Raw genomic sequence first — 24,658 nt, 5'->3', positions numbered from 1 at the left:
AGTTCTTCCGCCCACTGGGTACGCCGCTGGTAGTGTTCCTCGATTCGGCGCACAAGCGGACGGGAGTGGGTATTCGTGAACGACGACGGACTGACCGAAGCGGTGCAGGAGGCCGGGGCGGTGGAGCTGCTGCTCATGCGGCACGGCGAGAGCGAAGGCAACGTGGCCGCCACGGAGGCGAACCTGGCGGGCGCGGAGATCATCGAGGTTCCGGCGCGGGACGCCGACGTGAACCTCTCCGGGGTGGGCCGGGAGCAGGCGACCGCCTTGGGTATGGCGCTGGCCCGGATCGCTGAGGAATCGCGGCCGGATGCGGTGGTGTCCTCCCCCTACGAAAGGGCCCACCAGACGGCGCAGATCGCGGTGGAGACGGCGGGCTGGCCCGTGAAGGTGCAGGTGGATGAGCGGCTGCGCGACCGTGAGCTGGGCATCCTTGACCGACTGACCCGGCTGGGTGTGGAGACCCGATACCCGGAGGAAGCCGAGCGCCGGTCCTGGCAGGGCAAGCTGTACTACCGGCCGCCGGGCGGGGAATCCTGGGCTGATGTGGCGCTCCGGCTTCGCTCCGTGCTGGATGAGCTGAACAACCTGGGCACCGGACACCGCGTCATGCTGGTCTGCCACGACGCCGTGATCCTGCTGTTCCGCTACGTGCTGGAGGGCATGTCCGAGCAGGAACTGCTGGATCTCGCGTCCAGCACCTCGGTGCTGAACGCGTCGATGACCCGCTATGTGCGGCCTACCGGCGAGGGGCCGTGGACGCTGGAGAGCTTCAATGTGGCTGACCACCTGGCTGAGCAGGGCGTTGCCGTCACCGAACATGCCGGGGATGCCAGTGTCCGCCCGCGCTGACTCCGGTGCGCAGCTGGTTACGCCGTCGCTGCTGCGGGACTGGCCGCTGCCGTCCCCCGGCGAGGACAAGTACTCGCGCGGCTCGGTTCTGGTGGTGGGCGGTGCACGGAACACCCCGGGGGCTGCGCTCCTGGCAGGTACCGCAGCACTGCGGGCCGGCGCAGGGAAGCTGACGCTCGCCGTGGCCGAATCCGTGGCGGTCCAAATGGGTGTTGCCCTGCCCGAGTGCGGCGCCATCGGACTGCCGGAAACCGCCGGCGGATCGGTTACCGCGGACGGTGTGGACAGGATCGGGTCCTCCCTCGACTCCGCCGATGCCATCCTGGTGGGACCCGGACTTGACCACCCGGACCTGGCACGGGAGCTTCTTGAAGCCCTCCTCGCGCGGGAGGAAGCCGGCGACAACGACGACGGCGGCACCGGCTCCGGCGCCGCCCGCAGCGAAGGAGGCCCCGCCGTCGTCCTCGACGCGTTCGCGCTGGCCGCGCTCGCGGAGCTGGAGGATCAGATTGACCCGTGGCGGGGACGGCTCCTCCTGACTCCGAACCCCACCGAGGCCGGGATCCTGCTGGGCCGGGACGCCGATGACCTGGAAAAGGACGTGGCCGAAATCGCCCGCCGGTTCGGCGCGGTGGTGAGCTGCCAGGGGCTGATCGCGCGGCCGCCAGGCGTTGGCCCGGAGGAGTCCCAACTGTGGAAGATCACCACGGGCTACGGCGGCCTGGGCACCTCGGGCAGCGGGGATGTCCTGGCCGGGGCGATCGCCGGCGTGCGGGCCCGGGGCACCACCGCCGCTCAGGCCGCCTGCTGGGGAACGCACCTGCATGCGGCAGCGGCGGACCGCCTGGCCAGCAGGATGGGGCCACTGGGCTTCCTGGCCCGGGAACTGGCCTTCGAATTGCCGGCACTGATGTTGGAGCTGGGCACCTAGATTCCGCCCCGGGCAAGCGATGGCCCCCAGCGTTATCGCGGAGGGCCACCGTATTCGGAGGGGATCACTCGCAACTGCCGATGCGCTACCGGCGCTGTGGCGTTCCTTAACGGCAAACCGCCCAAGACTGGCAGATACAACGCGTTCGGATCCTCCCGGTCCATTCGTTCTACACCGGCGGGCCCGTCACCACAAGGCATCCCCGCCGGTAACTTGGACGGCCCCCCGGCCGGAGCCGGAGGGCCGCCGCCTCGGGACATCAGCGCACATGCTGCCGGTGCGCTGTCTGGCGCGGTGGCGTGCACAGAGTGGCGAAACGCCCAAAGAGGCAGTCAACACAAAGGCCCCGACGTCCCGATCCTGGAAAAACTAGGCTGCGATTTCCTGCTTGGTCCCCTTCGTCTCAATCTCGATCTTGCGCGGCTTGGCCTTCTCTGCGACAGGAATCCGCAACGTCAGGACACCGGCGTCGTAGCTGGCCTTTACGTTCTCCGTATCCAGGGTGTCGCCGAGGATCAGCTGGCGGCTGAAGACGCCGCGGGGCCGTTCGGAAGCGATCAGTTCGGTGTCCTTGCCGGTGGGGTCCGGCCGTTCTGCCCGGACGGTCAGGACGTTCCGTTCCACATCCAGGTCCACCGACTCGGGCGACACTCCGGGAAGGTCAAATGCGACAACAAAGTCATGGCCCTCCCGCCAGGCGTCCATCGGCATCGCTGCCGGGCGGGCTGCTGTGCCGAGGACCTGCTGGGCCAGCCTGTCCAGCTCGCGGAACGGATCGGTTCGCATCAACATGGCTTTCCTCCTCTTAGGGTGGTCCAACACTGATTCTCTCAGCCGATCTATGGTGGCTGATATAGATTTTTTAGCACCAGCGGCGAAGGTTCGCAAGCCCGTCCGGTGACAATTTTTTAGCGCTGCCCGTACTCCCCGGGGCAAGTAAAAGGGGCCTTCCGCACGTTGTGCAGAGGGCCCCTTCGACAGGTTCGTGGTGCTGGCTAATCCCGGGTGGGATCAGGGCGGAGCGGCGCCGGGCCCGGATCCGGCACGGGCAGCGGCCCCGGCGGTTCGGGCGTCGGGAAAGGGCTGGGGGCAGGCGGACCGGGGTGTCCGGGCTGCGTGGGATCGGGCGCTGTTGGATCCGGGCCGGGCTCCGGCGGGAACGGCGACGGTTCGTGCACTGGCGGGATGGTCATGGAACTTCCCTTCTCAGGCTGGGCGGATGTGCCTTGAACTGAACACGATACGCCTGCACCCTCCCTCCCAACAGGCTCCCCTCCCCCTTCCCCTCCCCGGTTGCTCTATCAGTTTTGGTCCCTAAACCCGGGTTTTAGGAACCAAAAGTGATGGAGCAACACGACTGCTGGGCGTTCTTCCCCGGTAGCGAACGCCGGCCACAGCGGGGTGCCCGGTCTATATATTGAGTCCATGACCTCCACTCCGCTGCACGATTCCGCCAGCACGCCCGCATCAACCGCCACCCCGCCCGTGGCCAAAAAGGTGCCCACCGAAAGGACTCACCACGGGGACACCTTCGTGGACAACTACGAGTGGCTGCGGGACAAGGAGTCTGCCGAGGTGGTAGCGCACCTGAAGGCTGAGAATTCCTACCAGGAAGCGGTCACCGCCCACCAGGAGCCACTGCGCGAAGCCATCTTCCAGGAGATCAAGGGCCGCACCCAGGAAACGGACCTTTCGGTTCCGCACCGCAAGGACGGCTGGTGGTACTTCAGCCGCTCGGTGGAGGGCAAGGAATACGGCATCCAGTGCCGTGTCCGCGCCAGCGACACCGGTGACAGGATCGCCGACTGGACCCCGCCGGCCGTGGAGCCCGGCGTCGAAATCCCCGGTGAGGAAGTCCTGCTGGACGGCAACATCGAGGCCGAGGGGAAGCCCTTCTTCTCCGTGGGCGGCACCGCTGTGACAGTGGACGGCACCCTCTACGCCTACGCCGTGGACAATTCCGGCGACGAACGCTTCACCCTCCGGATCAAGGACCTCCGCACCGGCGAGCTGCTGCCGGACGTCATTGAGAACATCTTCTACGGCGTCAGCTTCTCCCCCGACGGCACCCGTATTTTCTACACCGTGGTGGATGACTCGTGGCGCCCGTACCAGGTGAAGGCGCACGTCCTGGGCACCCCGGTCAGCGAGGACACGGTGATCTACCAGGAGGACGACACCGCCATGTGGCTGGGCTTCGAGCTCTCCTCTGACCGGCGCTACCTGGTACTGGGAATCGGCTGCTCCGAGTACAGCGAAACCCGCCTGCTCCGGTTCGATGATCCCGCGCAGGAAGTCACCACTGTCATCTCCCGGGATGAGCGCGTCCTGTATGAGGCGGAGCCGTTCCTGCTCGACGGCCCGGACGGCGTCAAGGCCGAAAAGATCCTCCTCGCCCACAACCGCGGCGCCATCAACTCCATGGTCTCCCTGGCCGACCCGGCCGAGCTGGCAAAGCCGCTGGCGGAGCAGGCCTGGCAGACCGTCGTCGAACATTCCGACGACGTCCGCGTCAACGGCGCCGGCGTCACCTCCACGCACCTCATCGTCTCCATCCGCAAGGACACCATCGAGCGCGTCCAGGTGATGGGACTCGCCGGGCTGGGCACGGCCGCGCAGCAGGAACCGGTGGAGCCGGCGTTTGACGAGGAGCTCTACACCGCCGGGGTGGGCGGCTCGGACTATGAGGCACCCGTGATCCGGCTGGGCTACACGTCCTACTTCACGCCGTCGCGCATTTACGACTTCGTCCTGCCCACCGCGGAGCAGCCCGCCGGCGAGCAGCTGCTGCGCAAAGAGAGCCCGGTGCTAGGCGGCTACGACGGCAGCGACTACGTGGCCACCCGGGAATGGGCCACGGCGGCGGACGGCACCCGCATCCCGCTGTCCGTCCTCCGGCACAAAAGCGTCAGGCAGGATTCGACGGCGGCTGGCCTGGTGTACGGGTACGGCTCCTACGAGCTGAGCATGGATCCGAACTTCGGCATCGCGCGGCTCTCGCTGCTGGACCGCGGCGTGGTGTTCGTGATCGCCCACATCCGCGGCGGCGGTGAGCTGGGCCGGCACTGGTACGAGGACGGCAAGAAGCTCACCAAGAAGAACACGTTCACGGATTTTGTGGACGCCACGGACTGGCTGGCCAATTCCGGGTGGGTGGACCCGGCGCGGATCGCGGCACTGGGCGGCTCGGCGGGCGGCTTGCTGATGGGCGCCATCGCCAACATGGCACCGGAAAAGTACGCGGCCGTGGTAGCCCAGGTGCCGTTCGTGGACCCGCTCACCAGCATCCTGGACCCGGACCTGCCGCTCTCGGCCCTTGAGTGGGAGGAATGGGGCAACCCGATTACCGACGCCGATGTGTATGCGTACATGAAGTCCTACTCCCCCTACGAAAACGTGCGGGAGGTGGCCTACCCCAAGATCGCCGCCGTGACGTCCTTCAATGACACCCGGGTCCTCTACGTGGAGCCCGCCAAATGGGTGCAGGAACTGCGGACCCGCACCACCGGGTCCGAGCCCATCCTCATGAAGATCGAAATGGACGGCGGCCACGGCGGCGCGTCCGGGCGGTACGTGCAGTGGCGCGAACGGGCCTGGGACTACGCGTTCATCGCCGATTCGCTCGGCGCCACGGAACTGCTGCCGGGGGCCGGGCTGAAGTAGTCCGGCTGGAGCAGTCCAGCTGAAGCAGGGCGTACGACGGCGGGTGGGCGCCGCCGTCGTATGCCGGCCTTGGCGCCGCGCCCGGGGAAAGCCGGCCGCGCGGATATCTGTGCGCCAACTTTGGGTACCCGAGAAAAGATCATCATGCTTACTATTGTTGGGCAGTTGTTTTCCGCCGTCGGCATCCGAAGGAGCAAGCAATGTCACTCAGCAAGGGAACGCACGTGGAGTGGAACACCTCCCAGGGCAAGACGCACGGCAAGATCGTGGAGAAGAAGACCAGCGACTTTGAACTGGACGGCAACACGCACCGTGCCAGCAAGGATGAGCCGCAGTACGTGGTGGAGTCGGACAAGACCGGCGCCCGGGCAGCGCACAAAGCGTCGGCACTGACCGAAAAGAAGTAGCGCCGTGGCCGCTTTGCATGAAGTGGTCATCATTGGCGGCGGCAACGCGGGGGTATCGCTGGCGGCGCGGCTGGAGCGTTACGGGGTGGAGGATGTGGCCCTCATCGAGCCCAAGGACCACCACTTCTACCAGCCGCTGTTCTCCCACATTGCCGGCGGCCGCGCCCAGGCGAAGGAGGCCGTCCGGAGCCAGGCCGCGGTGACGCCGCCCGGCGTCGAATGGATCCGGGACGCCGCCGTGGACGTGGACGCGAACACCAACACCGTCACGCTGGCATCCGGTTCAACGGTTGGCTACGGGCAGCTGGTAGTCTGCCCGGGGCTGCAGTATGACTGGGACGCCGTGCCGGGCCTGGCTGATGCTGTCCATTCGCCGCATGGCGCCACGCACTACGAGTTCGAGCTGGCGTCGAAAGCCTGGACGCTCCTCAGCGGCCTGACCTCGGGGACGGCCGTTTTCACCATGCCTGCCGGGCCCATCAAATGCGGCGGAGCCAGCCAGAAGCCCATGTACCTGGCCTGCGACTACTGGCGGCAGCAGGGCGTCCTGGACAAGATCCGCGTGGTGATGGTCCAGCCCTACCCCACCGTGTTCGGTGTGCCGGAAGTGGACCGCGAGCTGGACCGGAAGATCGCCGAGTACGGCGTCGAACTGCGGACGGACAGCGAACTGGTGTCCGTGGATGCAGCACGCAGGGAAGCGACCATCCGCAACGTTTCCACCGGCGGCAGCGAGACCCTGCAGTACGACGTCCTCAACGCAGTGCCGCCGCAGTCCGCCCCGGACTGGCTGAAGGCCACCGACCTCCCGGCCCCGGCGGACAAGGGCGGCTTCGTGGAGGTGGACCGGCAGACCCTCCGCCACCTGCGGTACCCCAACGTCTGGTCCCTGGGTGACGCCGCCGGCACCACCAACTCAAAGTCCGGCGGGGCATTGCGCAAGCAGACCAAGGTCTTGGCCAAGAACCTGGTGGCCGCCCGGAAGGGAAAGCCGCTCACGCAGAAGTACAACGGCTACTCGGTCTGCCCGTTCACCGTTTCACGCGACACCGTGGTGTTCGCCGAATTCGACGACCGGTACCGGCCCATGCCCACCATTCCCCGGATCCCCACCTGGAACGAAAGCAAAGCGTCCTGGGTGGTGGACCGCGACATCTTTCCGCAGGTCTACTGGAACCTGATCCTCAAGGGGCGGGCGTAGGGCCTCCTGCAGCACCTCCACGCCACTCGTCGGCGAGGACCGCGTAGATCATCTCCGTGGCCCATTGGTCCTTGTAGAACCATTTGTCCACGTGGCGGCCCTCCAGCCGCATGCCCAGGCGCTTGCAGAGCGCGGCGGAGGCGGTGTTGAGTTCGTCCAGCCTTGCTTCAATCCGGCGCAGGCCAAGCTCTCCGAAGCCGAGGTCCAGGACCGCCGCCGCGGCTTCGGTGGCGTAGCCCTTGCCGCGTGCCTGCGGCGCCATGGACCACCCGACTTCCGCCTGGCCCCGGCCTGGAAGCCACTTCAGCACCACTTCTCCGAGCAGCCCGGGCTCAGCGTTGGCTTCGATGGCCAGGCAGAGCCAGTCGCCTTCCTTCTCATAAACGAAGTTGGCGTACTTTCCCACCGACTCCATCGATTTGGTGTAGCTCTTGGCCGGCCCGGGCAGGAAACGGGCGGTCTCCGCCAGCGAGTGGTAGGCGTGGAAGGCCTCCAGGTCTCCGGCTTCGAAGCGCCGCAGGACCAGGCGCTCCGTATGGATGGGTAGCGCGATGTCCACCACGGTGGCGGTTACCGGCCGGCACCTGCGACGGCGGCCGTGGCCTCCGCGATGGCGCGTTCCTCGTCGGTGGGAACCACCAGGACGGGGATGGCGGACTGCGGCGTGGAAATGATGCGCGGTTCCTTGGACCGGGCAGCATTCAGGCCGGCGTCGACCTCGATGCCCAGCGCGCCCAGGCGATCGGCCACCAGCGCGCGGAACTGGTGGGAATTCTCGCCGATGCCCGCTGTGAACACCAGCGCCTTGGCCCCGCCAACGGCCACGTGGTAGCCGCCGACGTACTTGGCCAGCCGGTAGGAGGTGACGGCGAGCGCCATGGTGGCTTTGGCATCGCCGTCCTCGGAGGCCTCCACCACCGAGCGCATGTCGTTGTTGCCGGCCAGGCCCTTGAGCCCGGACTCCCGGTTGAGCATGGAATCCAGGTCTTCGGGGGTCCAGCCGGCACGGCCCAGGAACACCAGGATGGACGGGTCCAGGTCGCCGGAACGCGTGCCCATCACCAGGCCCTCGAGCGGGGTGAAGCCCATGGACGTATCCACCGAGCGGCCGCCCTGGATGGCCGTGACGGAGGCGCCGTTGCCCAGGTGGGCGATGACGGCGTCGAACTCCTCCACGGGCAGGTCCAGCAGCGCGGCGGCGCGGCGTGCAACGTACTCGTGCGAGGTGCCGTGGAAGCCATACCGGCGGATGCCGTGGTTGGTGTAGAGCTCGTCCGGGACGGCGTACCGCCAGGCGTGTTCGGGAAGCGTCCGGTGGAAGGCGGTGTCGAACACGGCCACCTGCGGCATGTCCGGCCATTTTCTGGTGATGGCGCGGATGCCCAGGACGTTGGCGGGGTTGTGCAGGGGTGCCAGCGGGTTGAGGCGCTCGATGGCGCGGGTGATCTCGTTATCGATCAGCACCGGTTCGGCGAACCGCTCCCCGCCATGCACCACCCGGTGACCCACGGCGCCGAGCTCCAGGTCGCCCAGCTCGTCATGGATGGCAGCTTCCACCTGTTCCAACGCCTCCGCGTGGTCCCTCGGGCCCACGATTTCACCGTCACCGTCACCGCCATTGCCCATGCCGATCTTCTCGATCAGCCCCTCGGTCAGCACCGTCCCGGCGGCCACATCGCGCACCTGGTATTTGAGCGAGGACGAACCGGAGTTGATGACGAGCACGAGCATGCGGGGCCTCCTGGGGCTTGCTTCTGCAGTTCAACCCCCACTATAGGTGGCGGCACTGACAGCGGTTTGCCGCTGCCGGGTTCCTTGCGCCTGGACCCCGGCTGTGCCTATGGTCGGCGGACAGGCTGGACCACGTCGAGAGGACTTCCCCAATGACGAACGACCCCACTCCGAGCGAAGAGAACGATCCCACCAACACCGGATCCAGCAGCACCGCGCCGCTTGGCTCCGACCAGGGCTCAGGCTCCGGTTCCAAGGACCCCACCGGGGTGGAAGGCGCCAACCCGGCACTGGATGACACGGGCGGCCTGAAGGCTTCCGAAACCGGCGACGCCCCCGAAGCGCCCGAGGACCGCGAAGGCCTGGACCTGACCCCGCAGGGGCTCTCCGATGAGCCGGCCAAGGAAGAGGACAGCGACAGCCTCGCCAAGCCGGACAACAGCTAGGCACCATTGCCGATGGTTGAGCCTGTCGAAACCCTTGGAACGCGGTTTCGACAAGCTCAACCACCGTCAGGCCTGCGCCTGGATGGCCGTGATGGCCACCGTATTGACGATGTCCTCCACCGTGCAGCCGCGGGAGAGGTCGTTGACCGGCTTCCGCAGGCCCTGCAGGACAGGCCCGACGGCGACAGCCCCGGAGCTCTGCTGAACGGCCTTGTACGTGTTGTTGCCGGTGTTCAGGTCCGGGAAGATGAAAACGGTCGCCTGCCCCGCCACGGACGAGCCGGGCATCTTGGACTCGGCGATTGAGGCGTCCACAGCGGCGTCGTACTGGATGGGCCCTTCGACGGCGAGGTCCGGCCGGCGCTCCCGCACCAGCTCGGTGGCCTGCCGCACCTCGTCCACGGCCTCGCCTGAACCGGACCCGCCGGTGGAGTAGGACAGCATGGCCACCCTGGGCTCCACCCCGAACTGTGCTGCCGTCTCCGCCGACGCAAGCGCGATGTCCGCCAGCTGCTCCACGTTGGGGTCCGGGTTGACGGCGCAGTCGCCGTAGACCAGCACCCGGTCCGGCATGAGCATCAGGAACACCGAGGAGACGATCTTCACGCCCTCCCGGGTCTTCACGAATTCCAGGGCCGGCCGGATGGTGTGGGCGGTGGTGTGCGCGGCACCGGACACCATGCCGTCCACCACGCCCAGCTGGACCATCATGGTGCCGAAGTAGCTGACGTCCTGCATGATTTCGAGCGCCTTGGCCAGGTCAACGCCCTTGTGCGCGCGGAGTTCGGCGTACTTTTCGGCGAACTGCTGCCGCAGCTCGGAGGTTGCCGGGTCCACGATGTTGATGCCGGTGAGGTCGATCCCGCGGGAAGCCGCCAGCTCCCGGACGTCTGATTCCGGGCCGAGGACCGTGAGGTCGCAGACGTCGCGGCGGTGCAGGATCTCGGCGGCGCGCAGGATGCGGACGTCCGTGCCCTCCGGCAGGACCACGTGGCGGCGCTGGGCGCGGGCACGTTCGATCAGGTCGTGCAGGAAGCGCAGCGGCGTCATCCGTTCGGGCCGGGGCAGGTGCAGCCGCTCCACCAGCTCGGCTTCGTCCACGCGCCGGGACCACAGGCCCAATGCCGAGGCCACCTTGCGGCGGTGCCCGGACCAGATCTCGCTGCGGACCTCGGACACACGCCGGGCGGTGGTGTAGGTGTCCGCACCGGCGGCAAAAACGGGGAAGGGTGCCTGGGCCAGGAGCGGGTAGATGTTGGCGTCCGGGGCCAGGCCGCCGGTGAGGATGAGGGCTGAGGCCACCGGAAACTCCGGCGAGAACGACGACGCCAGGCAGGCCACCATCACATCCGCCCGGTCCCCCGGAACGATCACCAGGGCGCCCTCGTCCAGCACGTTGAGGAAGTTGCCCACGTTCATGGCGGCGACCTTGATGTCCTTGACGTCGCGTTCCATGTCCGCCCGGCCGGCGATCTGCCGGACGCCCAGTGCGGCGGCCACCTCACCGGTGGTGGGCCGGGCGATCTCCTCCAGCTCCGGCAGGACGTAGACGGGACGCTTGGAGGCCCCCGGCTTGATGGCGGCGGCGATGGCGTCGAGGTCGTCCGGGTCCGCCCGGTTGACCAAGATGGCCAGGAGCGAGCATTTCTCCGCGGCGAGTTCCTTGCGGGCAACCTCGACGGCGGCAGCAGCCTCCGCGACGGTCCTTCCCTTGGCGCCCACCACGGCAACGATGGGGGCAGCGAGGTTGTTGGCCAGGCGCGCGTTGAGGTCGAATTCGACGGCGGCGTCCTGGCCCGTGAGGTCCGTCCCCTCCACGATCACCACGTCGCAGTGCCGGGCAATGTCGGCGAAGATTTCCACGCAGCGGGCGTCGATCTCCTCGCGCTGCCCCTCGGCCAGCAGCGTCCGGACTTCCTCGAAGGTGAGGCCGCCGCGGCAGCGTTCATCCTCAAGGGCGAACCGGGATTTCATCAGCGTGACCATGGGATCCTCGCTGGCCGCCGGGCCCTGGACCACTGGCTTGAAGAAGCCGATCCGGTCCGCGTGCCGGTGCAGGGTGTCCGCCAGGCCGAGTGCCACAAGGGACTTGCCCGAGCCCGGGGTGGTTGCGCTGACGTAGATGCCTTTGGCCATGGTCCGCCCTTTGCTGTTCTTGCTGGTGCCGGTCCTCCCATCCTTGCACCTCCGGCGCCCCAAAGAACAAAGGTGAGCGCCGCCGTCGTGCGTTCCAGCCCGGTTGCTTTCCCTCCCACCGAGCGGCGCGCCGCGGACGACGGCGTGTCCCCCGCTTAGGCGCCCGGAGCGGCCGAGCAACTGGGCGGGAAGGCCCGGGCCGGGCGGCCCCACCCTTGACACCGGACCCCCTTATGGGATTACCTAATGAACATTCGGTAAATAAAGCTGGAGGCAATGACGCATGGCTGAAGCAACACTCTCCGGGGCCACCCACCCCATCCTGGAAAACGACTACGCCTCCGAGTGGATGGGCATCGAGGTCCTGGCGCTCAGCGACGGCCACGCCACCATCCGGATGACGCTCCGGCAGGAAATGCTCAACGGCTTCGGCATGGCCCACGGTGGAATGATCTTCGCCTTCGGCGACACCGCCTTCGCCCTCGCGTGCAACCCGATCAGCCCCGCGCCCGGCGAGGAAAACACCATCACCGTTGCCTCCGGCGTCGATATCAATTTCCTCAAGCCGGCCTTCCGCGGCCAGGTCCTCACCGCCGTGGCAGACCGCCGTTCCAGCGCCGGCCGCAGCGGCCTCTACGACATCCAGATCTTCGCCACCGACGCCCACACCCCCGGCGCGGACCCCGCCACCAGCACCCCGGGCGAGCTCATCGCCGAGTTCCGCGGACGCAGCCGCACCATCCCCAAGAAGTAGGAAAACCATGACCCTGCATGCCCCCGAATCCCCTGCCGCCGCCGTGGACACCGCAGCCACCGGCACCGATGCCGTCCTGGACCGCGAGGAAACCATCTCCCGCGACGAACTCGAGGCGCTCCAGCTCAGCCGCCTCCAGCACACCGTCTCCTACGCCTACGAGCGCGTGCCGCTATACAAGCGCAAGTTCGACGAGGCCGGCATCCACCCGAACGACCTCCGCGAGCTGGCCGACCTCGGCAACTTCCCCTTCACCACCAAGGACGACCTCCGCGCCGAATACCCGTTCGGCATGTTCGCCGTGCCGCAAAGCGAAGTAGCCCGCATCCACGCCAGCTCGGGCACCACCGGCCGCCCCACCGTCGTCGGCTACACCAAGCAGGACCTGGCCGACTGGGCCAAGCTCGTTGCCCGCAGCTTCCGCGCCTCCGGCATCCGCCCCGGCATGAAGGTCCACAACGCCTACGGCTACGGCCTGTTCACCGGCGGACTGGGCGCGCATGCCGGCGCCGAAGCCCTGGGCTGCACCGTCATCCCGATGTCCGGCGGCCAGACCGAACGCCAGATCCAGCTCATCCAGGACTTCAAGCCGGACGCCATCCTGGCTACGCCCACCTACCTGCTCACCATCGCCGACGCCATGGCGCACATGGGCATCGACCCCGCCTCCACGTCGCTGAAGTTCGCCGTACTCGGCGCCGAGCCGTGGACCCAGGAAATGCGGCACGAACTTGAGGTCATGATGAACATCAAGGCCTGCGACATCTACGGCCTGTCCGAGGTGATGGGCCCGGGCGTGGCCGGCGAGGCCGTGGAGACGCAGGACGGCAGCCACATCTGGGAGGACCATTTCCGCCCGGAAATCATCGACCCCTTCAACCCGCTGGCGGGCAAGGAAAATGTCCTGCGCGACGGCGAGCACGGCGAACTCGTCTTCACCTCGCTCACCAAGGAAGCCCTGCCGATCATCCGCTACCGCACCAAGGACCTCACCCGGCTCCTGCCCGGCACCGCCCGCCCGGCGCACCGCCGGATGGGCCGCATCACCGGCCGCAGCGACGACATGATCATCCTCCGCGGCGTGAACCTCTTCCCGTCCCAGATCGAGGAAATCGCCCTCCGCATCCCCGAGCTCAGCCCGCACTTCCAGCTCGAGCTCACCCGCCCGGAAGGGCAGCGGATGGACCAGCTGACCGTCCGGATCGAACGGCGGGACGCCGTCACCATTGAGCAGAGCACGACGGCGGCACGCGCCTTGAAGGAACAGATCAAGATCCACGTGGGTTCTTCGTGCACGGTGGACGTGGTGGATCCCGGGTCGCTTGAGCGTTCCAACGGCAAGCTCCGCCGCATCTACGACATGCGGCCCAAGGGTTAGACGGAGCCGGCAGGTCCGGGCTCCGGTCCGGGCCGACCGACCGTTCATGAGAAACTAGCCACTATGCCCAGCCAGACCACCAGCACCAGCGGCGCAGCCGCCAACGGCACGTCAGCCAACGGCGCGGCCAAGCGCGGCCGCCCCGGCTACGACCAGCAATCCGTGCTGCGCATCGCCGTCGACGTCTTCAACCGCCATGGCTACGATGCGACCTCCATGGGGATCCTCGCTGACAACCTGGGCATCTCCAAGTCGGCCATCTACCACCATGTGCCGTCCAAGGGCGACCTGCTCAAGCTCGCCCTGGACCACGCACTGGGCGGGCTGGAGTCCATTCTCGAACAGCCCGAGGCAACTTCAGGGGCTGCCGATGCCCGGCTGGAGTTCGTGCTGCGGCGCACCGTGGCGGTCCTCGTGGAGCGCCTGCCGTTCGTCACGCTGCTGCTCCGGCTGCGGGGCAACACGGAGATCGAGCGGGACGCACTGGAACGCCGCCGAACATTCGACCACAAGGTTGCCGCGCTGATTTCCGCCGCCCGCGATGAGGGATCGCTGCGCCAGGACATTGACCCGCGCACGGTTACCCGCCTTCTGTTCGGCATGATCAACTCCATCGTGGAGTGGTACAAGCCGGGCGGTTCCCTCTCGCCCCAGAGACTCGCCGACGACGTCATCACCATGGCGTTCGACGGCCTGCACGGGCACGCCTCCCCCACCGCCTGACACGACGGTCATCGCCCCGCCCTGACGCACCCCAGCAAGTAATAAGGGTGCTTGGTATTTTCTCCGCTTGACGGCTACGGTGGTAGAAAGCCACTGATTACAGGGAGGTAGGGAAGATGAGCACCCACAAGGAAGAGCCCGACGCAGGATTCATCGTTCCGGATCCGTCGAAGCTCCGGGAAGACATCCCCGGCGACGCCGGCGACGAGGCCAACGCCATCCGCTTCAGCGAGGAGCAGGCACTGATCGAGGAGCAGGCCCACGGCATCCGGCCGGACACCTACAGCGTCCCCGCCGGCGGCCCCACCATGGACGAAGCCCGCGGCAACATGGACCTCTCCGACCGCAGCGAAGCCGGCAAGGGCACGGGGCGCGAGGATGACAGCAGCGACGACGGGCTGCACGGCGGCGCCGAGTCCTGACGGACACGTAACCGGCGCAGCCCTGCACGGAGCGCGCGCAGCGTAGCCACAAGGCCCCGCGATGGGCAGCACTGCCCATCGCGGGGCTTTCTGCTGCGCCTTAGAATTGAACCAATCCACCGAGCATCGCTGAAACTGCCCAGCACGCTTACGGTGCAATAAATCCATACGTTATAGTTACCGTGTTCGCATCACATCTTCAGGGGGAAACCATGATCCGGAACCACACTTCTTCGCGCCCATTTATTGCCCTCGGCGTCGCCGCCGTCCTGGGCCTCGGCCTGTCCGCCTGTGCCGCGGAGGCGCCTGCGGCTTCAGAAACCCAGCCGTCAACCGAGGCGGCCACAGCTGCTTCGGCGTCACCCAGCAGCTCCGCCAGCGCGTCAGCAAGCGCTTCTGCTGCCGCCCCGGCCGGCGCCTCCGGAACGGCCAAGGAGCTGACAGCTCCCGGGACAAAGCTCGGCCTGGGCGAAAAGGCAGTCACCCACACCAACACGGGTAAGGATCCGGCTGACGCCAAGTACACCGAAGCCACCTACACCACCAGCGTCACGAAGATCACCGCGGGAACCGAGGCCGATCTCGCCGCACTGAAGGACGCCGCGAAGTTCGCCGGACAGACGCCCTACTACGTCTTCACCGAACACACCCTGGACAGCCTGAGCAAGCCCTCCGCAGGCATCAGCGAGCCCCGCCTGAACGCCCAGCTGAAGGATGGGACGGATGCCCAGAAGCTGATCATTCTCGGCTCCCTGGACCAGTGCCCCACCAAGCGGTTTGAGACCACCGGTTCGAGTGACAACCTGAGCTACAAGGTGGGCAGCACCATGATCTCCTGCCAGGTCTTCCTCGCCCCCGCCGGCGACGAGATCGTCTCCGCTGACTACGCCGATTCTGGTTTCAGTTACGCAAGCTCCAGCGACAACCCGTACCGCAAGAACCCGATCGTCTGGTCCAAGTAGGGACCAGCCCGGCCCGCCATCGGGCTTGGCAAAAACAAACGCAGGGGCGCCCCGATCCGACCGGAGCGTCCCTGCTGCTGTTAACGCTTCCTAGACCTGGTACTCCGGCTGGCCGGTCAGCCGCTCGTGGACGCAGAGGATGTTGTGCTCGGTGTCCATGAACCACGCGCACTTTTCCGAGTCGGTGGTGCAGATGTGGTTTTCGGTCCGAAGGTTGGGCAGGTCGTAATCCTGGAACCGCACGCCCATGGCTTCCATGTCGCGGACGGTCCGTTCGATGTCAGTCACCTCGAAGCTCAAAGCCGTGTGCTCGGAATGCTTGCCGTCCGAAACCGGCATCAGCTGCAGCATCGGGCCGCCGTCGGTGCCGAGTAATTCGCTTCCATCGTCTGTCATGCCGCGGTGCGGAAGTCCGAGTTTCCCGGTGTAGAAACTGCGGGCGCGCGATGCGTCATCGACCGGCAGGATGGTTGTGGCTGTGCTCATTTTGAGGGTCATGTGGCCACCTCCTACGAGGCAGAATCTTACGCCGGCGAGCCGCGAAACACCCTCCCCCATTAATCCCACACCCCTGTTGCCCTATCACTTTTGGTCCCTAAACCCGCGGTTTAGGGACCAAAAGTGATAGGGCAACGAGGACGTGCGGGGTTTGGGAGGCGGCTACTTCTCGACGAGGGTGAGGACGTCGTAGGTGGCCACGGTCTCGTCGTCCTGGTTGGTCAGGACGGCGTCCCAGGCCACCTCGCCGTATTCGTCAGTTTCCCGCGGCGTGATCTTCTTCGCGGTGAGGGTCACCCGGATGGAGTCGCCGGCGGCCACAGGAGTGATGAAACGCAGGTTCTCCAGCCCGTAGTTGGCCAGGACGGGGCCCGGCGCGGGTTCAACGAACAGGCCTGCGCCCCAGGCCAGCAGGAGGTAGCCGTGCGCCACGATGCCCGGGAAGAACGGGTTGGCCTCGGCGGCCTCCTGGTTGGTGTGGGCGTAGAAGGTGTCGCCGGTGGTGTTGGCGAACGCCGTGATGTCCTCCAGGGAGACCTGCCGCAGGTCCGAGCGGACGGCATCGCCGATGCGCAGGGTGGACAGGTGCTTCCGGAACGGGTGGGTTCCTTCGGTGTCGACGGTGAAGTTGCGGTCCGCCCCGGTGTGCCAGACGTCGGTGACGGCGGTGAGCATGTTGGGTGAGCCCTGGATGGCGGTGCGCTGCATGTGGTGCAGGACGGAGCGGATTCCGCCGAGTTCCTCGCCGCCGCCGGCACGGCCCGGGCCGCCGTGCACCAGGTGCGGAACAGGTGAGCCGTGGCCGGTTGAGGTGCGGGCGTCCTCGCGGTTCAGCATGAGGACGCGGCCGTGGTGCGCGGCGATGCCGGTGACCAGTTCACGCGCCACGTCGGGATCGTTGGTGCAGACCGACGCTACCAGCGAGCCGCCGCCACGGGCGGCGAGGCGGACGGCATCGGCCAGGTCCTTGTAGCCAATCACGGACGACACAGGCCCGAACGCCTCGAGCGAGTGGATGGCCTCAGCTTCCGGGTTGTCCCAGGTCAGGACCACAGGTGCCATGAATGCGCCGGCGTCCACCACGCCGGTGGTTCCGTCGGCGGAGGTGACCGACGGCGAATCGAGGGTTCCGTACGCGAGCTCGCCGCCGGCGTCGAGCATGGACTGCACGGCGGCCCGGACGTCCTCCAGCTGTTCCACCGACGCCAGCGCACCCATGGTGACGCCCTCGGCGCGCGGATCGCCCACCACTACGCGCTCCTGGATGCGCCTGCCGATCGCGGCAGAAACCGCGGGCACAAGCTCCTGCGGCACGATGGCGCGGCGGATGGCGGTGCACTTCTGGCCCGCCTTGACGGTCATCTCGGTGACCACGGACTTGACGAAGGCTTCGAATTCCGGGGTGCCCTCCACGGCGTCCGGGCCCAGGATGGCGGCGTTGAGGGAGTCGGTTTCGGAGGTGAACCGGACGCCGCCCTCCACCACGTTCGGGTGCGCCTTCAGGGACTTGGCGGTGGCGGCGGACCCGGTGAAGGACACGAGGTCCCGGTAGTCCAGCACGTCCAGCAGTCCGCGGACCGAACCGGAGACCAGCTGCAGCGATCCCTTGGGGAGGATGTTGGACTCCACAATGGCCTTCACCACGGCGGCGGCAACGTAGCCGGTGGGGGTGGCGGGCTTGACGATGGTGGGGACGCCGGCAATGAACGCGGGGGCGAACTTTTCCAGCATGCCCCAGACCGGGAAGTTGAAGGCGTTGATCTGTACCGCGACACCGGGGATGCGGGTGTAGATGTGTTCGCCGGCGAAGGAACCGTCCTTGGACAGCACCTCCATGGGGCCGTCCACCACCACCTGCGAGTTGGGCAGTTCACGCCGGCCCTTGGACCCGAAGGTGAAGAGGACGCCGATGCCGCCGTCGATGTCCACCATGGAATCGATCTTGGTGGCGCCGGTCTGGTAGGAGAAGCCGTAGAAGTGTTCGCGCCGGGCGTTCAGGTACTGCGCCAGTTCCTTGAGCTTGAGGGCGCGCTGGTGGAAGGTCAGCTTGCCCAGCTCGGCCTGCCCGGTGGTCCGGCCGAATTCCACAGCCGCCGCCAGGTCCAGCCCCTCGGTGCTCACTTTCGCCAGGAGCTCGCCCGTGCTGGCGTCGCGCACCGGAGTGGCAGCGGCGGCGCCGGTTTCGGGCGTCCACCAGGAGTCCATAATGAAGCTGGGCACCGTCTCCACGGTATCGAGCGTGGCGTGGGGCGCTGTGGCAGTGGTGGTCATCGTTGACGGGTCCTTCCAACAAAAGGGGCAGACAAACGGGCAGTGGATACAGCAATGATTACTGACCGTCCGTTCGGTAATATAAGTACCATACAGGAATGTCCCCGCTGCGCACTAGGAGAGCACATGAGCGACGCCGCCCCGCACCACTCCCCCACAGAGCATGAACTGTGGAAGATCACCCTCGGTGAGCTCGACGAGAAGATGGGGGTGAAGATCCTGGAGGAGTCCGTGGAGCGGGTAGTCGCCACCATGCCCGTGGAAGGGAACCGGCAGTCCTTCGGCCTGCTGCACGGTGGCGCTTCGCTGGCGGTGGGCGAAGCCGTAGGGTCCTGGGCGGCGGTGATCCACGCCAGCACCATGGGCAAGACGGCGGTGGGCGTGGACGTCTCCGCGACGCACCACCGCTCGGCCCGGGAAGGCCAGATCACCATCACGGCTACGCCCATCCACCTGGGCGGCACACTGACCACGCATGAAGTCCTCATCACCAACGAGGCCGGCCAGCGGCTCTGCACCCTGCGCATCACCAACCTGCTGAGGAAGCACAAACACTAGGCCACAAGAATGTTCCCGGCCCTGCATCCAAGAACGCCGTTCCCGAGGTATTAACCGCGTAAGTACAAACAGCCCGGCCACCGGGCATCCATCAAGGAGTTTGACATGCGCAAAATGGGTTACGCCGCCGGAGCACTTTCACTTGCCGCTTCGCTGGCCTTTGCCGCCCCCGCCAATGCCGGCGGATGGCACCATGACGACGATCCCGCCCAGCTGTCCGTCCTGCACGGCGTTCCCGGCCTGACCGTGGATGTGTGGGTTAACGGGGCCCTCACGCTGGATGACTTCAAGCCCGGCACCCTGGCAGGGCCGCTGGAACTGGCCGCCGGCGACTACCAGATCGCCATCACCGCCGCCGACGCCACCAGTGCCGACAATCCTGTCATCGGGCCTGTGGACGTGGAGCTCGAAGAAGGCGGCAACTACACCGCCGTTGCCCACCTCAGTGCCGATGGTGCCCCCACCGCTACGCTCTTCGACAACGACACCAGGGCTCCCCGCAACGACCGCAAGGGCAAACTGACGGTCCGGCACGTAGCGGCAGCTCCCGCCGTCGACGTCCTGGCCGGCGGGAAAGCAATCGTCGAAGGCCTGAGCAATCCTGACGAGGCCACGCTGAAGCTCAAGGCTGGCACCTACTCGGCTTCGGTGGCTGCGGCCGGCACCACCGATCCCGTGATCGGCCCGGCGGACGTCACCGTCGAGGGCGGGAAGAACACCATCGTCTATGCGTGGGGAAGCCTGGCTGACGGCACCCTGGGCGTGGCGGTGCAGGTGGTTGACGGCGAAAAGCGGTGGCACGGCCGCCACTGACCGCCAGCCAAACCGCTATCTATGCCGGAAGGGCGGGGTGCTTTACGCATCCCGCCCTTCCGCTGTTTATTTGGCCGGACGCCGGCCCCTGCGGCGCACCAGGACTGTCAGTATGACCCCGACGGCGAGCACCGCGGCCGCTGCGAGGGCTGCGGGAACCAGCCCCGAGGCTCCGGTGTTCGCCAGGTCGGCCGGGCCCGGACCGGCATCGAAAGGTACGACGACGATGCCGGCTGCCGCGGGCGGCTGCGGCGCCGCGGGGGCTGGCACAGCCGGGGCGGGGTCAGCGGGAGCGGCTGGAACGGCTGCCGGGTCCGCGGGCACTGGATTGGGTTGTTCCGGTGCGGGCGGTTCGGGGGCAGGAACAACGGGACCCGGGTTGCCGGGGGCAGGCTGCTCCGGCGCAGGCGGCTGAGCGGTTGCCTTGGCGAACTCAAACTCAGCGGCGCCCGATGTGCTGAAGCCGTTAGCTGTCTCGGCCGTGAAGCGGAGGGCGCCGTTGCTTTCCGGTGCGGTGAAGCTCCAGTTGCCCGCGGCGTCCACCGGAGCCTCCACCGGGTCCTCGCCCTCAACCGTGATCCTGACCGTGGAGCCTGCGGCGACGGCGGAGGCCGGGGCTGCCGGGACGTTGCCGTTGATGGCCTGCCCTGGTTCGTAGGTTCCGCCAGGGGCGGGCGAGCTGACGGCCGGCTTGTTGAGGAACAGTTCCAGCTGGTAGCCGGGGAGGACGGCCAGGCTTTCCGAGAGGGTGGCCCCCACGGCGAAGTTTTCGGGAGCCGGCTCCCCTGGCGCGGGGGGCGCGTCACCGGCGGCGTGCGTTCCCACGGCGTAGTTGCCGCTGACGTAGGGGCCTCCGGAGTCGCCGCCGCTGGATTGGACACCGTAGGAGAGGAATCCGCGGAAGGCGCGGAGGTCTGTGGGGTCTGCTGCGAAGTCCGGGCCGGGCACCACGAAGATTCCCACGGCGTCCACTGTGCCGCAGGACCAGGCCGAGGTCCGGCCGGAGCGGCAGATGGGCATGCCCAGAACAGGAGCGGCGGTGCCGATGATCTTCACGTCCGGGCCTGGCTGCGAAGGATCGCCCCAGGTACTGGCGGCGGGCAGCGGATCCAGGCCCTTCGGGATGTTGTGGATCACCGAGATGTCCGTGCCCACGTTTCCGGGTTTGTCGGGGTCCACGGGGTTCTCGATAATCCGGGAGTTTCCGGGTCCGCCGAACTGGCTGAACCCGAAGTCGCCCAGCTGGTCCTTCCGGACGAACTGGAACTCCAGGGTTGCCGTTGCCGCCTGCCCGTCCGAGGCGCAGTGCCCTGCGCTGAGGACGGCAGGCAGTCCGGCGGGGTCGAAGGCGGAGAACCCGGTGGAGCAGATCCAGCCGGTATCGGCGATGTAGCCCACGCCGCCGGGTACATCGGCTTCGGACCTGAGGGGAGCGGCACCGTCGAGCTCCACGTTGGCGTACCGGGCCACGAAATCAGCCGGCGAGACCCTCCCGGAGCCGCCGGCCGGCGTCGTTCCCGGCGCGGTTGCTGCTTCGGCGGTTGTTGCCTCAACCACCACAGCACCGGACGGTCCCGCTGCCTCGGGTACGTTCAGCGCCCCGGTGCGGATGACGAACTTCCCGTCCGCGGCCATGATTGCCTGCAGGCCTTCGGGACCGACGTCGCGCACGTACGCCTGAAAGAGCTGCTCGGTGCTGACCGCCAGCTGCGAGCCATCAGCTAGCCCGCCGGACGGTTCTGCGCCTCCGTTGGCACGCCGGGCCTGCGGGGCTTCCACGGCGAGGTCCGGAAGTGTGCCGGCCAGCGCTGCGACTTTGGCGAGGAAATCCGGACCGGATCCGGTGACCACCACGTGACCGTCGTCCAGCCGGATCCCGGCGTAACCGGGGACGTCACGCAACTGGGCTGCCGCGGCTGCCGCCTGGGCGCCGAGCTCACCGGCAGCGGCGAACTGCCCAGGGGTGAGTCCGAGGTCCCGCTGGACGGCGTCGTCGAGGGCTTCCTCCGACAGGCCGGAGCCCTGTGTTCCAGCGGTTGGTTGTCCACCCCCAGAAGTACCGGCGGGCACCTCCGTTGAGTCGGTGGCTGCGGCCTGACCATCGGCAGCCCAGGCTGGCGCAGCCATGTAGGCCGAGGACGCCAGGATGCCTGCAACGGCACCCAGGGAGAGGTACCTGCGCACTGACGCCGGGGTCATCGGGCCACACCCGCTCCACACAGGGACAGCACTGCGTCGAGTTCGGCGTCGCTGAGTCCGTTCTTCAGGAGGTAGCCACGGGTGTCCAGGGTCCGGACGAAGTCCACCACCGCTTTCCCGCGCTGATCCAGCAGCGGCGCCAGTTCGTCGTCGGCAAGGTAGCGTTCCCGGCTGTGCGGCGGCCCATGGGTCCGGTACCGCTCGTTGATGCCGCGTGCTGCGCGCCGGTAGCCTTCGGCGATCTGGTGGTCCGAGTCCCCCGCAAGGTCCTGCACCATGGCGGCCACCAGGCCGCTGCGGTCGCGGCCGGCAGCGCAGTGCAGCACCACGCTCCCCCGGCCTGCGGCGACTGCGAGGGCGCGGAAGACTCCCACGATCCTGTCCGGGAACAGCCGGGCGTTGTCCGCGTAGTAAGCGGGGTCGTTCAGGTAGGGGCCGGTCAGCGCGGCAAACTGCTCGTGATTGGCCTCCTCTGTAGGAGCCGACACCACAGCCAGGCCCTGCAGCGCAGCCGCCGGAACCACAGGATCGGTGTCCCGGCGCCGGGCTTCTGCCGCGTTACGGAGATCCACCACCGTACGGACGCCGTCGTCGTAGGCCTGCCGCCAGCCGTCTTCCGTGAGCCATTCCCGCCGGCCCATGCGGTACACGCCGCCGGCAACATGCCACGCATTGACAGCACCATCCCAGTCCATGGGTCCGCCAGCTTTCTTCATCCGCACAGCTAACCACAAGCCTGTGAACCCCGCATGTCACAAACAGGTACGGGAACTGCGAAAGGTGGGTACCGGGCACGGATGAAACGGACCTTGGCCTGGCGTAGCCTCACATGTGTCTGTCCCCGCTCCGGGGCATGTTCAAGGGAGATCTGCGATGGGCACTACAGCATTACGACGGCGGCGCACTGCTTTCGCGGCCAGCCTCGCCGCCCTGGCCATGGCACTTGGTTCCACGGCCCTTCCCGCCGGAGCGGCGCCGCCGGACAAGGATGTGGACCTTGTGGCGGTGGGCGACTCGTACACGGCCGGTATCGGAGCCGGGTACACCACACTTTCGTCCTGCACCCAGACCAACGGCGGGTACGTGACCCTGCTTAAAGCCCTGCCCATGGTGGACGACAGCAGCACGAACGCAGCATGCGCGGGGGCGGTCATCATTGACAAACCGGCCGACACTGCACCCAGCGTGCTGGAGCAGATTGCCGCCCTGACGGCGTCCGGCACACTCTCTGTCCGGACCGAACTGGTCACCGTGACCGCGGGTGCGAACGACATTGACTTCACCATGCCGCTGAAAGCCTGTGCAGGATCACCGCTCGACGTCTGTGCGCAGGCAGTACAGGCAGTCAAGGCCAAGTTCCCCGCCATGCAGGCCAGCCTGGTGGAAGCCCTGACTGCCATTCGCAAGGCTGCTCCGCACGCCACCATAGCGGTCTTCGGCTATCCGCTCCTGTTCGATCCCTACGGCCGGCAGACACTGCTGGGCAGGGACGCGCAAAAGCTGGTCAACGCAGGCACGCTGGCCCTTGACAGCGCCATTGCCCAAGCCACCGATGCCCCGAGGGTGAAGGCCAAAGCGGTATATGTCGACGTCACGCAAGCCTTCGAAAACCACGCGGTTAACTCCGCCTATCCGTGGATCAACTTCAACCCGGCAGATCCCTTCTCCCTGCAAAACTTCCATCCAACCGCTGCCGGCCACCAGGCTTACGTCGACGCGCTGTCCGAAGCGGTGGACCTCAACAAACTGGCACGCCCCTAGCCGCAGCCATCTCCCTACCCGCGCCGGTCCAGCCGGTATTCGAGCCCGGCGCGGACCATGGGCCATTCGTGTTCCAGGATGGAGAACACCACGGTGTCACGCAGCAGGCCGTCGCTGGTCCGGGAGTGGCTGCGGAGGACCCCGTCCTGCTTGGCGCCCAGCCGGGCGATGGCCTCGCGGGACTGGTGGTTCAGCCAGTGCGTGCGGAACTCCACGGCCGGGCAGCCCAGCGTCTCGAACGCGTGCCGCAGCAGCAGGAGCTTGGAGTCAGGATTCGTTCCGCTCCCCTGCGCTGACGCCGCATTCCACGTGGAACCGATCTCCACGCGGGGAGTGCCGGCGTCGATATTCATATAGGTGGTCATGCCGATGATGCGACCCGGGCCGCCGGTCTCCGGGTCGATCAGCCGCGTGGTGAACGGCAGCATGGACCCCTGCTCCTGTAGCGTCAGGCGGCGCCTGATCTCGCCCGCCATCCCGGCTGGAGACGGCACGGAGGTGTACCAGAGTTTCCACAGCTCGCCGTCCTCGGCCGCCCGCACCAGCCCGTCGTGGTGGGCTGGGTCGAGGGGCTCGAGGATTACGTACCGGCCGGTCAGGGTAAGGGGTTCAAGGAAAGTCACTGCACCAGCCTAGGACCAACCAGCCGGGCCGGTTACGCTGGGAAAGCCCCAGACCGCGAGCAAGGGAGTTAACGTGTCAGGAACCAATCCGGACCCGGAAGACGACAAGATCACCGGACTGGAACCCGGCGGCGGAGTTCCCCCGGGCGAAACCCCGCCCGGGGAAGGCTCGGTGGCGGGCACCCAAGAGCCCCGCCAGCCCGGTTCCGGGAGGGGCCAGCAGATTTTCTGGATCGGGGCCATCGGCGCGGGCGTGCTGCTGTTCCTGCTGTATTTCATCGGCTACATCGTCGGCTTCTTCGACTAGGCGCCACGCCACTCCGGGGTTG

24 protein-coding genes are annotated in these 24,658 nt (G+C 67.3%); 15 read left to right on the top strand and 9 right to left on the bottom strand.

Annotated elements, in window-relative coordinates; genetic code table 11:
• Positions 1–75: 75 nt before the first annotated feature.
• On the top strand, positions 76–852 hold the full coding sequence (locus UC32_RS00440) for a histidine phosphatase family protein (protein WP_045729342.1): 777 nt from the start codon (positions 76–78) through the stop codon (positions 850–852).
• On the top strand, positions 830–1,783 hold the full coding sequence (locus UC32_RS00435) for an ADP-dependent NAD(P)H-hydrate dehydratase (RefSeq protein WP_045729341.1): 954 nt from the start codon (positions 830–832) through the stop codon (positions 1,781–1,783). The genes UC32_RS00440 and UC32_RS00435 overlap by 23 nt, the downstream gene beginning before the upstream one ends.
• A gap of 369 nt (positions 1,784–2,152) precedes the next feature.
• Here the strand turns inward: UC32_RS00435 and UC32_RS00430 are convergent, their stop codons facing one another.
• Positions 2,153–2,575, bottom strand: a complete 423-nt coding sequence (locus tag UC32_RS00430) for an Hsp20/alpha crystallin family protein (protein ID WP_045729340.1) — start codon at positions 2,573–2,575, stop codon at positions 2,153–2,155.
• Positions 2,576–3,208: 633 nt separating this feature from the next.
• Between UC32_RS00430 and UC32_RS00425 the strand changes: the two genes are divergently transcribed.
• The 3 genes from UC32_RS00425 to UC32_RS00415 all read left to right on the top strand — a co-directional run bounded on the left by UC32_RS00425 (position 3,209) and on the right by UC32_RS00415 (position 7,054).
• The gene (locus tag UC32_RS00425) at positions 3,209–5,446 is read left to right on the top strand and encodes a S9 family peptidase (protein WP_045729339.1); all 2,238 of its coding nucleotides are present in this window, start codon (positions 3,209–3,211) and stop codon (positions 5,444–5,446) included.
• 200 nt (positions 5,447–5,646) lie between these two features.
• Positions 5,647–5,853, top strand: coding sequence for a hypervirulence associated TUDOR domain-containing protein (locus UC32_RS00420; RefSeq protein WP_015938198.1), 207 nt, complete (start codon positions 5,647–5,649; stop codon positions 5,851–5,853).
• Between the two features lie 4 nt (positions 5,854–5,857).
• Positions 5,858–7,054 (top strand): NAD(P)/FAD-dependent oxidoreductase, encoded by a 1,197-nt coding sequence (locus tag UC32_RS00415; protein WP_045729338.1) that lies wholly within the window; start codon positions 5,858–5,860, stop codon positions 7,052–7,054.
• Here UC32_RS00415 and UC32_RS00410 read toward each other — a convergent pair.
• Both UC32_RS00410 and UC32_RS00405 read right to left on the bottom strand, forming a co-directional pair.
• Positions 7,038–7,616 (bottom strand): GNAT family N-acetyltransferase, encoded by a 579-nt coding sequence (locus UC32_RS00410; protein ID WP_045729337.1) that lies wholly within the window; start codon positions 7,614–7,616, stop codon positions 7,038–7,040. The two genes, UC32_RS00415 and UC32_RS00410, sit on opposite strands and share 17 nt — an antisense overlap.
• Positions 7,617–7,624: 8 nt before the next feature.
• A complete protein-coding gene (locus UC32_RS00405) occupies positions 7,625–8,785 on the bottom strand; it encodes an acetate kinase (RefSeq protein ID WP_045729336.1) in 1,161 nt (386 codons plus the stop codon).
• Positions 8,786–8,937: 152 nt separating this feature from the next.
• Between UC32_RS00405 and UC32_RS00400 the strand changes: the two genes are divergently transcribed.
• Positions 8,938–9,231, top strand: coding sequence for a hypothetical protein (locus tag UC32_RS00400; RefSeq protein ID WP_015938202.1), 294 nt, complete (start codon positions 8,938–8,940; stop codon positions 9,229–9,231).
• Between the two features lie 66 nt (positions 9,232–9,297).
• Here UC32_RS00400 and pta read toward each other — a convergent pair whose 3' ends face one another.
• A complete protein-coding gene (gene pta, locus UC32_RS00395; protein ID WP_045729335.1) occupies positions 9,298–11,367 on the bottom strand; it encodes a phosphate acetyltransferase in 2,070 nt (689 codons plus the stop codon).
• Positions 11,368–11,650: 283 nt separating this feature from the next.
• On the opposite strand from pta, the gene UC32_RS00390 reads away from it, so the two are divergent.
• The 5 genes from UC32_RS00390 (at position 11,651) to UC32_RS00370 (ending at position 15,606) form a co-directional block, all read left to right on the top strand.
• Positions 11,651–12,121: a hotdog fold thioesterase gene (locus tag UC32_RS00390; protein ID WP_045729334.1), complete on the top strand. Its 471-nt coding sequence runs from the start codon at positions 11,651–11,653 to the stop codon at positions 12,119–12,121.
• A gap of 7 nt (positions 12,122–12,128) precedes the next feature.
• Positions 12,129–13,499, top strand: a complete 1,371-nt coding sequence (paaK, locus tag UC32_RS00385) for a phenylacetate--CoA ligase PaaK (protein WP_045729333.1) — start codon at positions 12,129–12,131, stop codon at positions 13,497–13,499.
• Positions 13,500–13,562: 63 nt separating this feature from the next.
• The gene (locus tag UC32_RS00380; RefSeq protein ID WP_235423541.1) at positions 13,563–14,222 is read left to right on the top strand and encodes a TetR/AcrR family transcriptional regulator; all 660 of its coding nucleotides are present in this window, start codon (positions 13,563–13,565) and stop codon (positions 14,220–14,222) included.
• Positions 14,223–14,338: 116 nt separating this feature from the next.
• Entirely contained in the window at positions 14,339–14,644 is a 306-nt protein-coding gene (locus UC32_RS00375; protein ID WP_045729332.1) for a hypothetical protein, read from the top strand.
• A 212-nt stretch (positions 14,645–14,856) separates the two neighbouring features.
• Positions 14,857–15,606 carry a hypothetical protein gene (locus UC32_RS00370; RefSeq protein WP_045729331.1) on the top strand — a complete coding sequence of 250 codons (750 nt, stop codon included), beginning with the start codon at positions 14,857–14,859 and terminating at the stop codon, positions 15,604–15,606.
• A 90-nt stretch (positions 15,607–15,696) separates the two neighbouring features.
• On the opposite strand, the gene UC32_RS00365 is transcribed toward UC32_RS00370, so the two are convergent.
• Positions 15,697–16,104: a VOC family protein gene (locus UC32_RS00365; RefSeq protein ID WP_045729330.1), complete on the bottom strand. Its 408-nt coding sequence runs from the start codon at positions 16,102–16,104 to the stop codon at positions 15,697–15,699.
• A gap of 162 nt (positions 16,105–16,266) precedes the next feature.
• The gene (gene paaZ, locus UC32_RS00360; RefSeq protein ID WP_045729329.1) at positions 16,267–18,375 is read right to left on the bottom strand and encodes a phenylacetic acid degradation bifunctional protein PaaZ; all 2,109 of its coding nucleotides are present in this window, start codon (positions 18,373–18,375) and stop codon (positions 16,267–16,269) included.
• 126 nt (positions 18,376–18,501) lie between these two features.
• On the opposite strand from paaZ, the gene UC32_RS00355 reads away from it, so the two are divergent.
• Both UC32_RS00355 and UC32_RS00350 read left to right on the top strand, forming a co-directional pair.
• Entirely contained in the window at positions 18,502–18,933 is a 432-nt protein-coding gene (locus UC32_RS00355; RefSeq protein ID WP_045729328.1) for a PaaI family thioesterase, read from the top strand.
• Positions 18,934–19,038: 105 nt separating this feature from the next.
• Complete coding sequence (locus UC32_RS00350; protein ID WP_045729327.1) at positions 19,039–19,746, top strand: DUF4397 domain-containing protein; 708 nt, start codon at positions 19,039–19,041, stop codon at positions 19,744–19,746.
• A 66-nt stretch (positions 19,747–19,812) separates the two neighbouring features.
• Here UC32_RS00350 and UC32_RS00345 read toward each other — a convergent pair whose 3' ends face one another.
• Together UC32_RS00345 and UC32_RS00340 are read right to left on the bottom strand one after the other, a co-directional pair.
• Positions 19,813–21,945, bottom strand: coding sequence for a S1 family peptidase (locus UC32_RS00345; RefSeq protein ID WP_045729326.1), 2,133 nt, complete (start codon positions 21,943–21,945; stop codon positions 19,813–19,815).
• The gene (locus UC32_RS00340; protein ID WP_045729325.1) at positions 21,942–22,661 is read right to left on the bottom strand and encodes a tyrosine-protein phosphatase; all 720 of its coding nucleotides are present in this window, start codon (positions 22,659–22,661) and stop codon (positions 21,942–21,944) included. Before UC32_RS00340 ends, UC32_RS00345 begins: the two co-directional genes overlap by 4 nt.
• 157 nt (positions 22,662–22,818) lie before the next feature.
• Between UC32_RS00340 and UC32_RS00335 the strand changes: the two genes are divergently transcribed.
• Positions 22,819–23,706, top strand: a complete 888-nt coding sequence (locus UC32_RS00335) for an SGNH/GDSL hydrolase family protein (RefSeq protein ID WP_045729324.1) — start codon at positions 22,819–22,821, stop codon at positions 23,704–23,706.
• A 14-nt stretch (positions 23,707–23,720) separates the two neighbouring features.
• Here UC32_RS00335 and UC32_RS00330 read toward each other — a convergent pair whose 3' ends face one another.
• Positions 23,721–24,329, bottom strand: a complete 609-nt coding sequence (locus UC32_RS00330; RefSeq protein WP_045729323.1) for a GNAT family N-acetyltransferase — start codon at positions 24,327–24,329, stop codon at positions 23,721–23,723.
• A 73-nt stretch (positions 24,330–24,402) separates the two neighbouring features.
• On the opposite strand from UC32_RS00330, the gene UC32_RS00325 reads away from it, so the two are divergent.
• Positions 24,403–24,636 carry a DUF6480 family protein gene (locus tag UC32_RS00325; protein ID WP_015938217.1) on the top strand — a complete coding sequence of 78 codons (234 nt, stop codon included), beginning with the start codon at positions 24,403–24,405 and terminating at the stop codon, positions 24,634–24,636.
• The last annotated feature ends 22 nt before the right edge of the window (positions 24,637–24,658 follow it).

The organism is Pseudarthrobacter chlorophenolicus (assembly GCF_000962805.1).
In the GTDB taxonomy this organism is placed as follows: Bacteria; Actinomycetota; Actinomycetes; order Actinomycetales; family Micrococcaceae; genus Arthrobacter; species Arthrobacter chlorophenolicus_A.
Note: the sequence above shows the minus strand (reverse complement) of the source record. Positions and strands in the feature narration are given on the sequence as shown.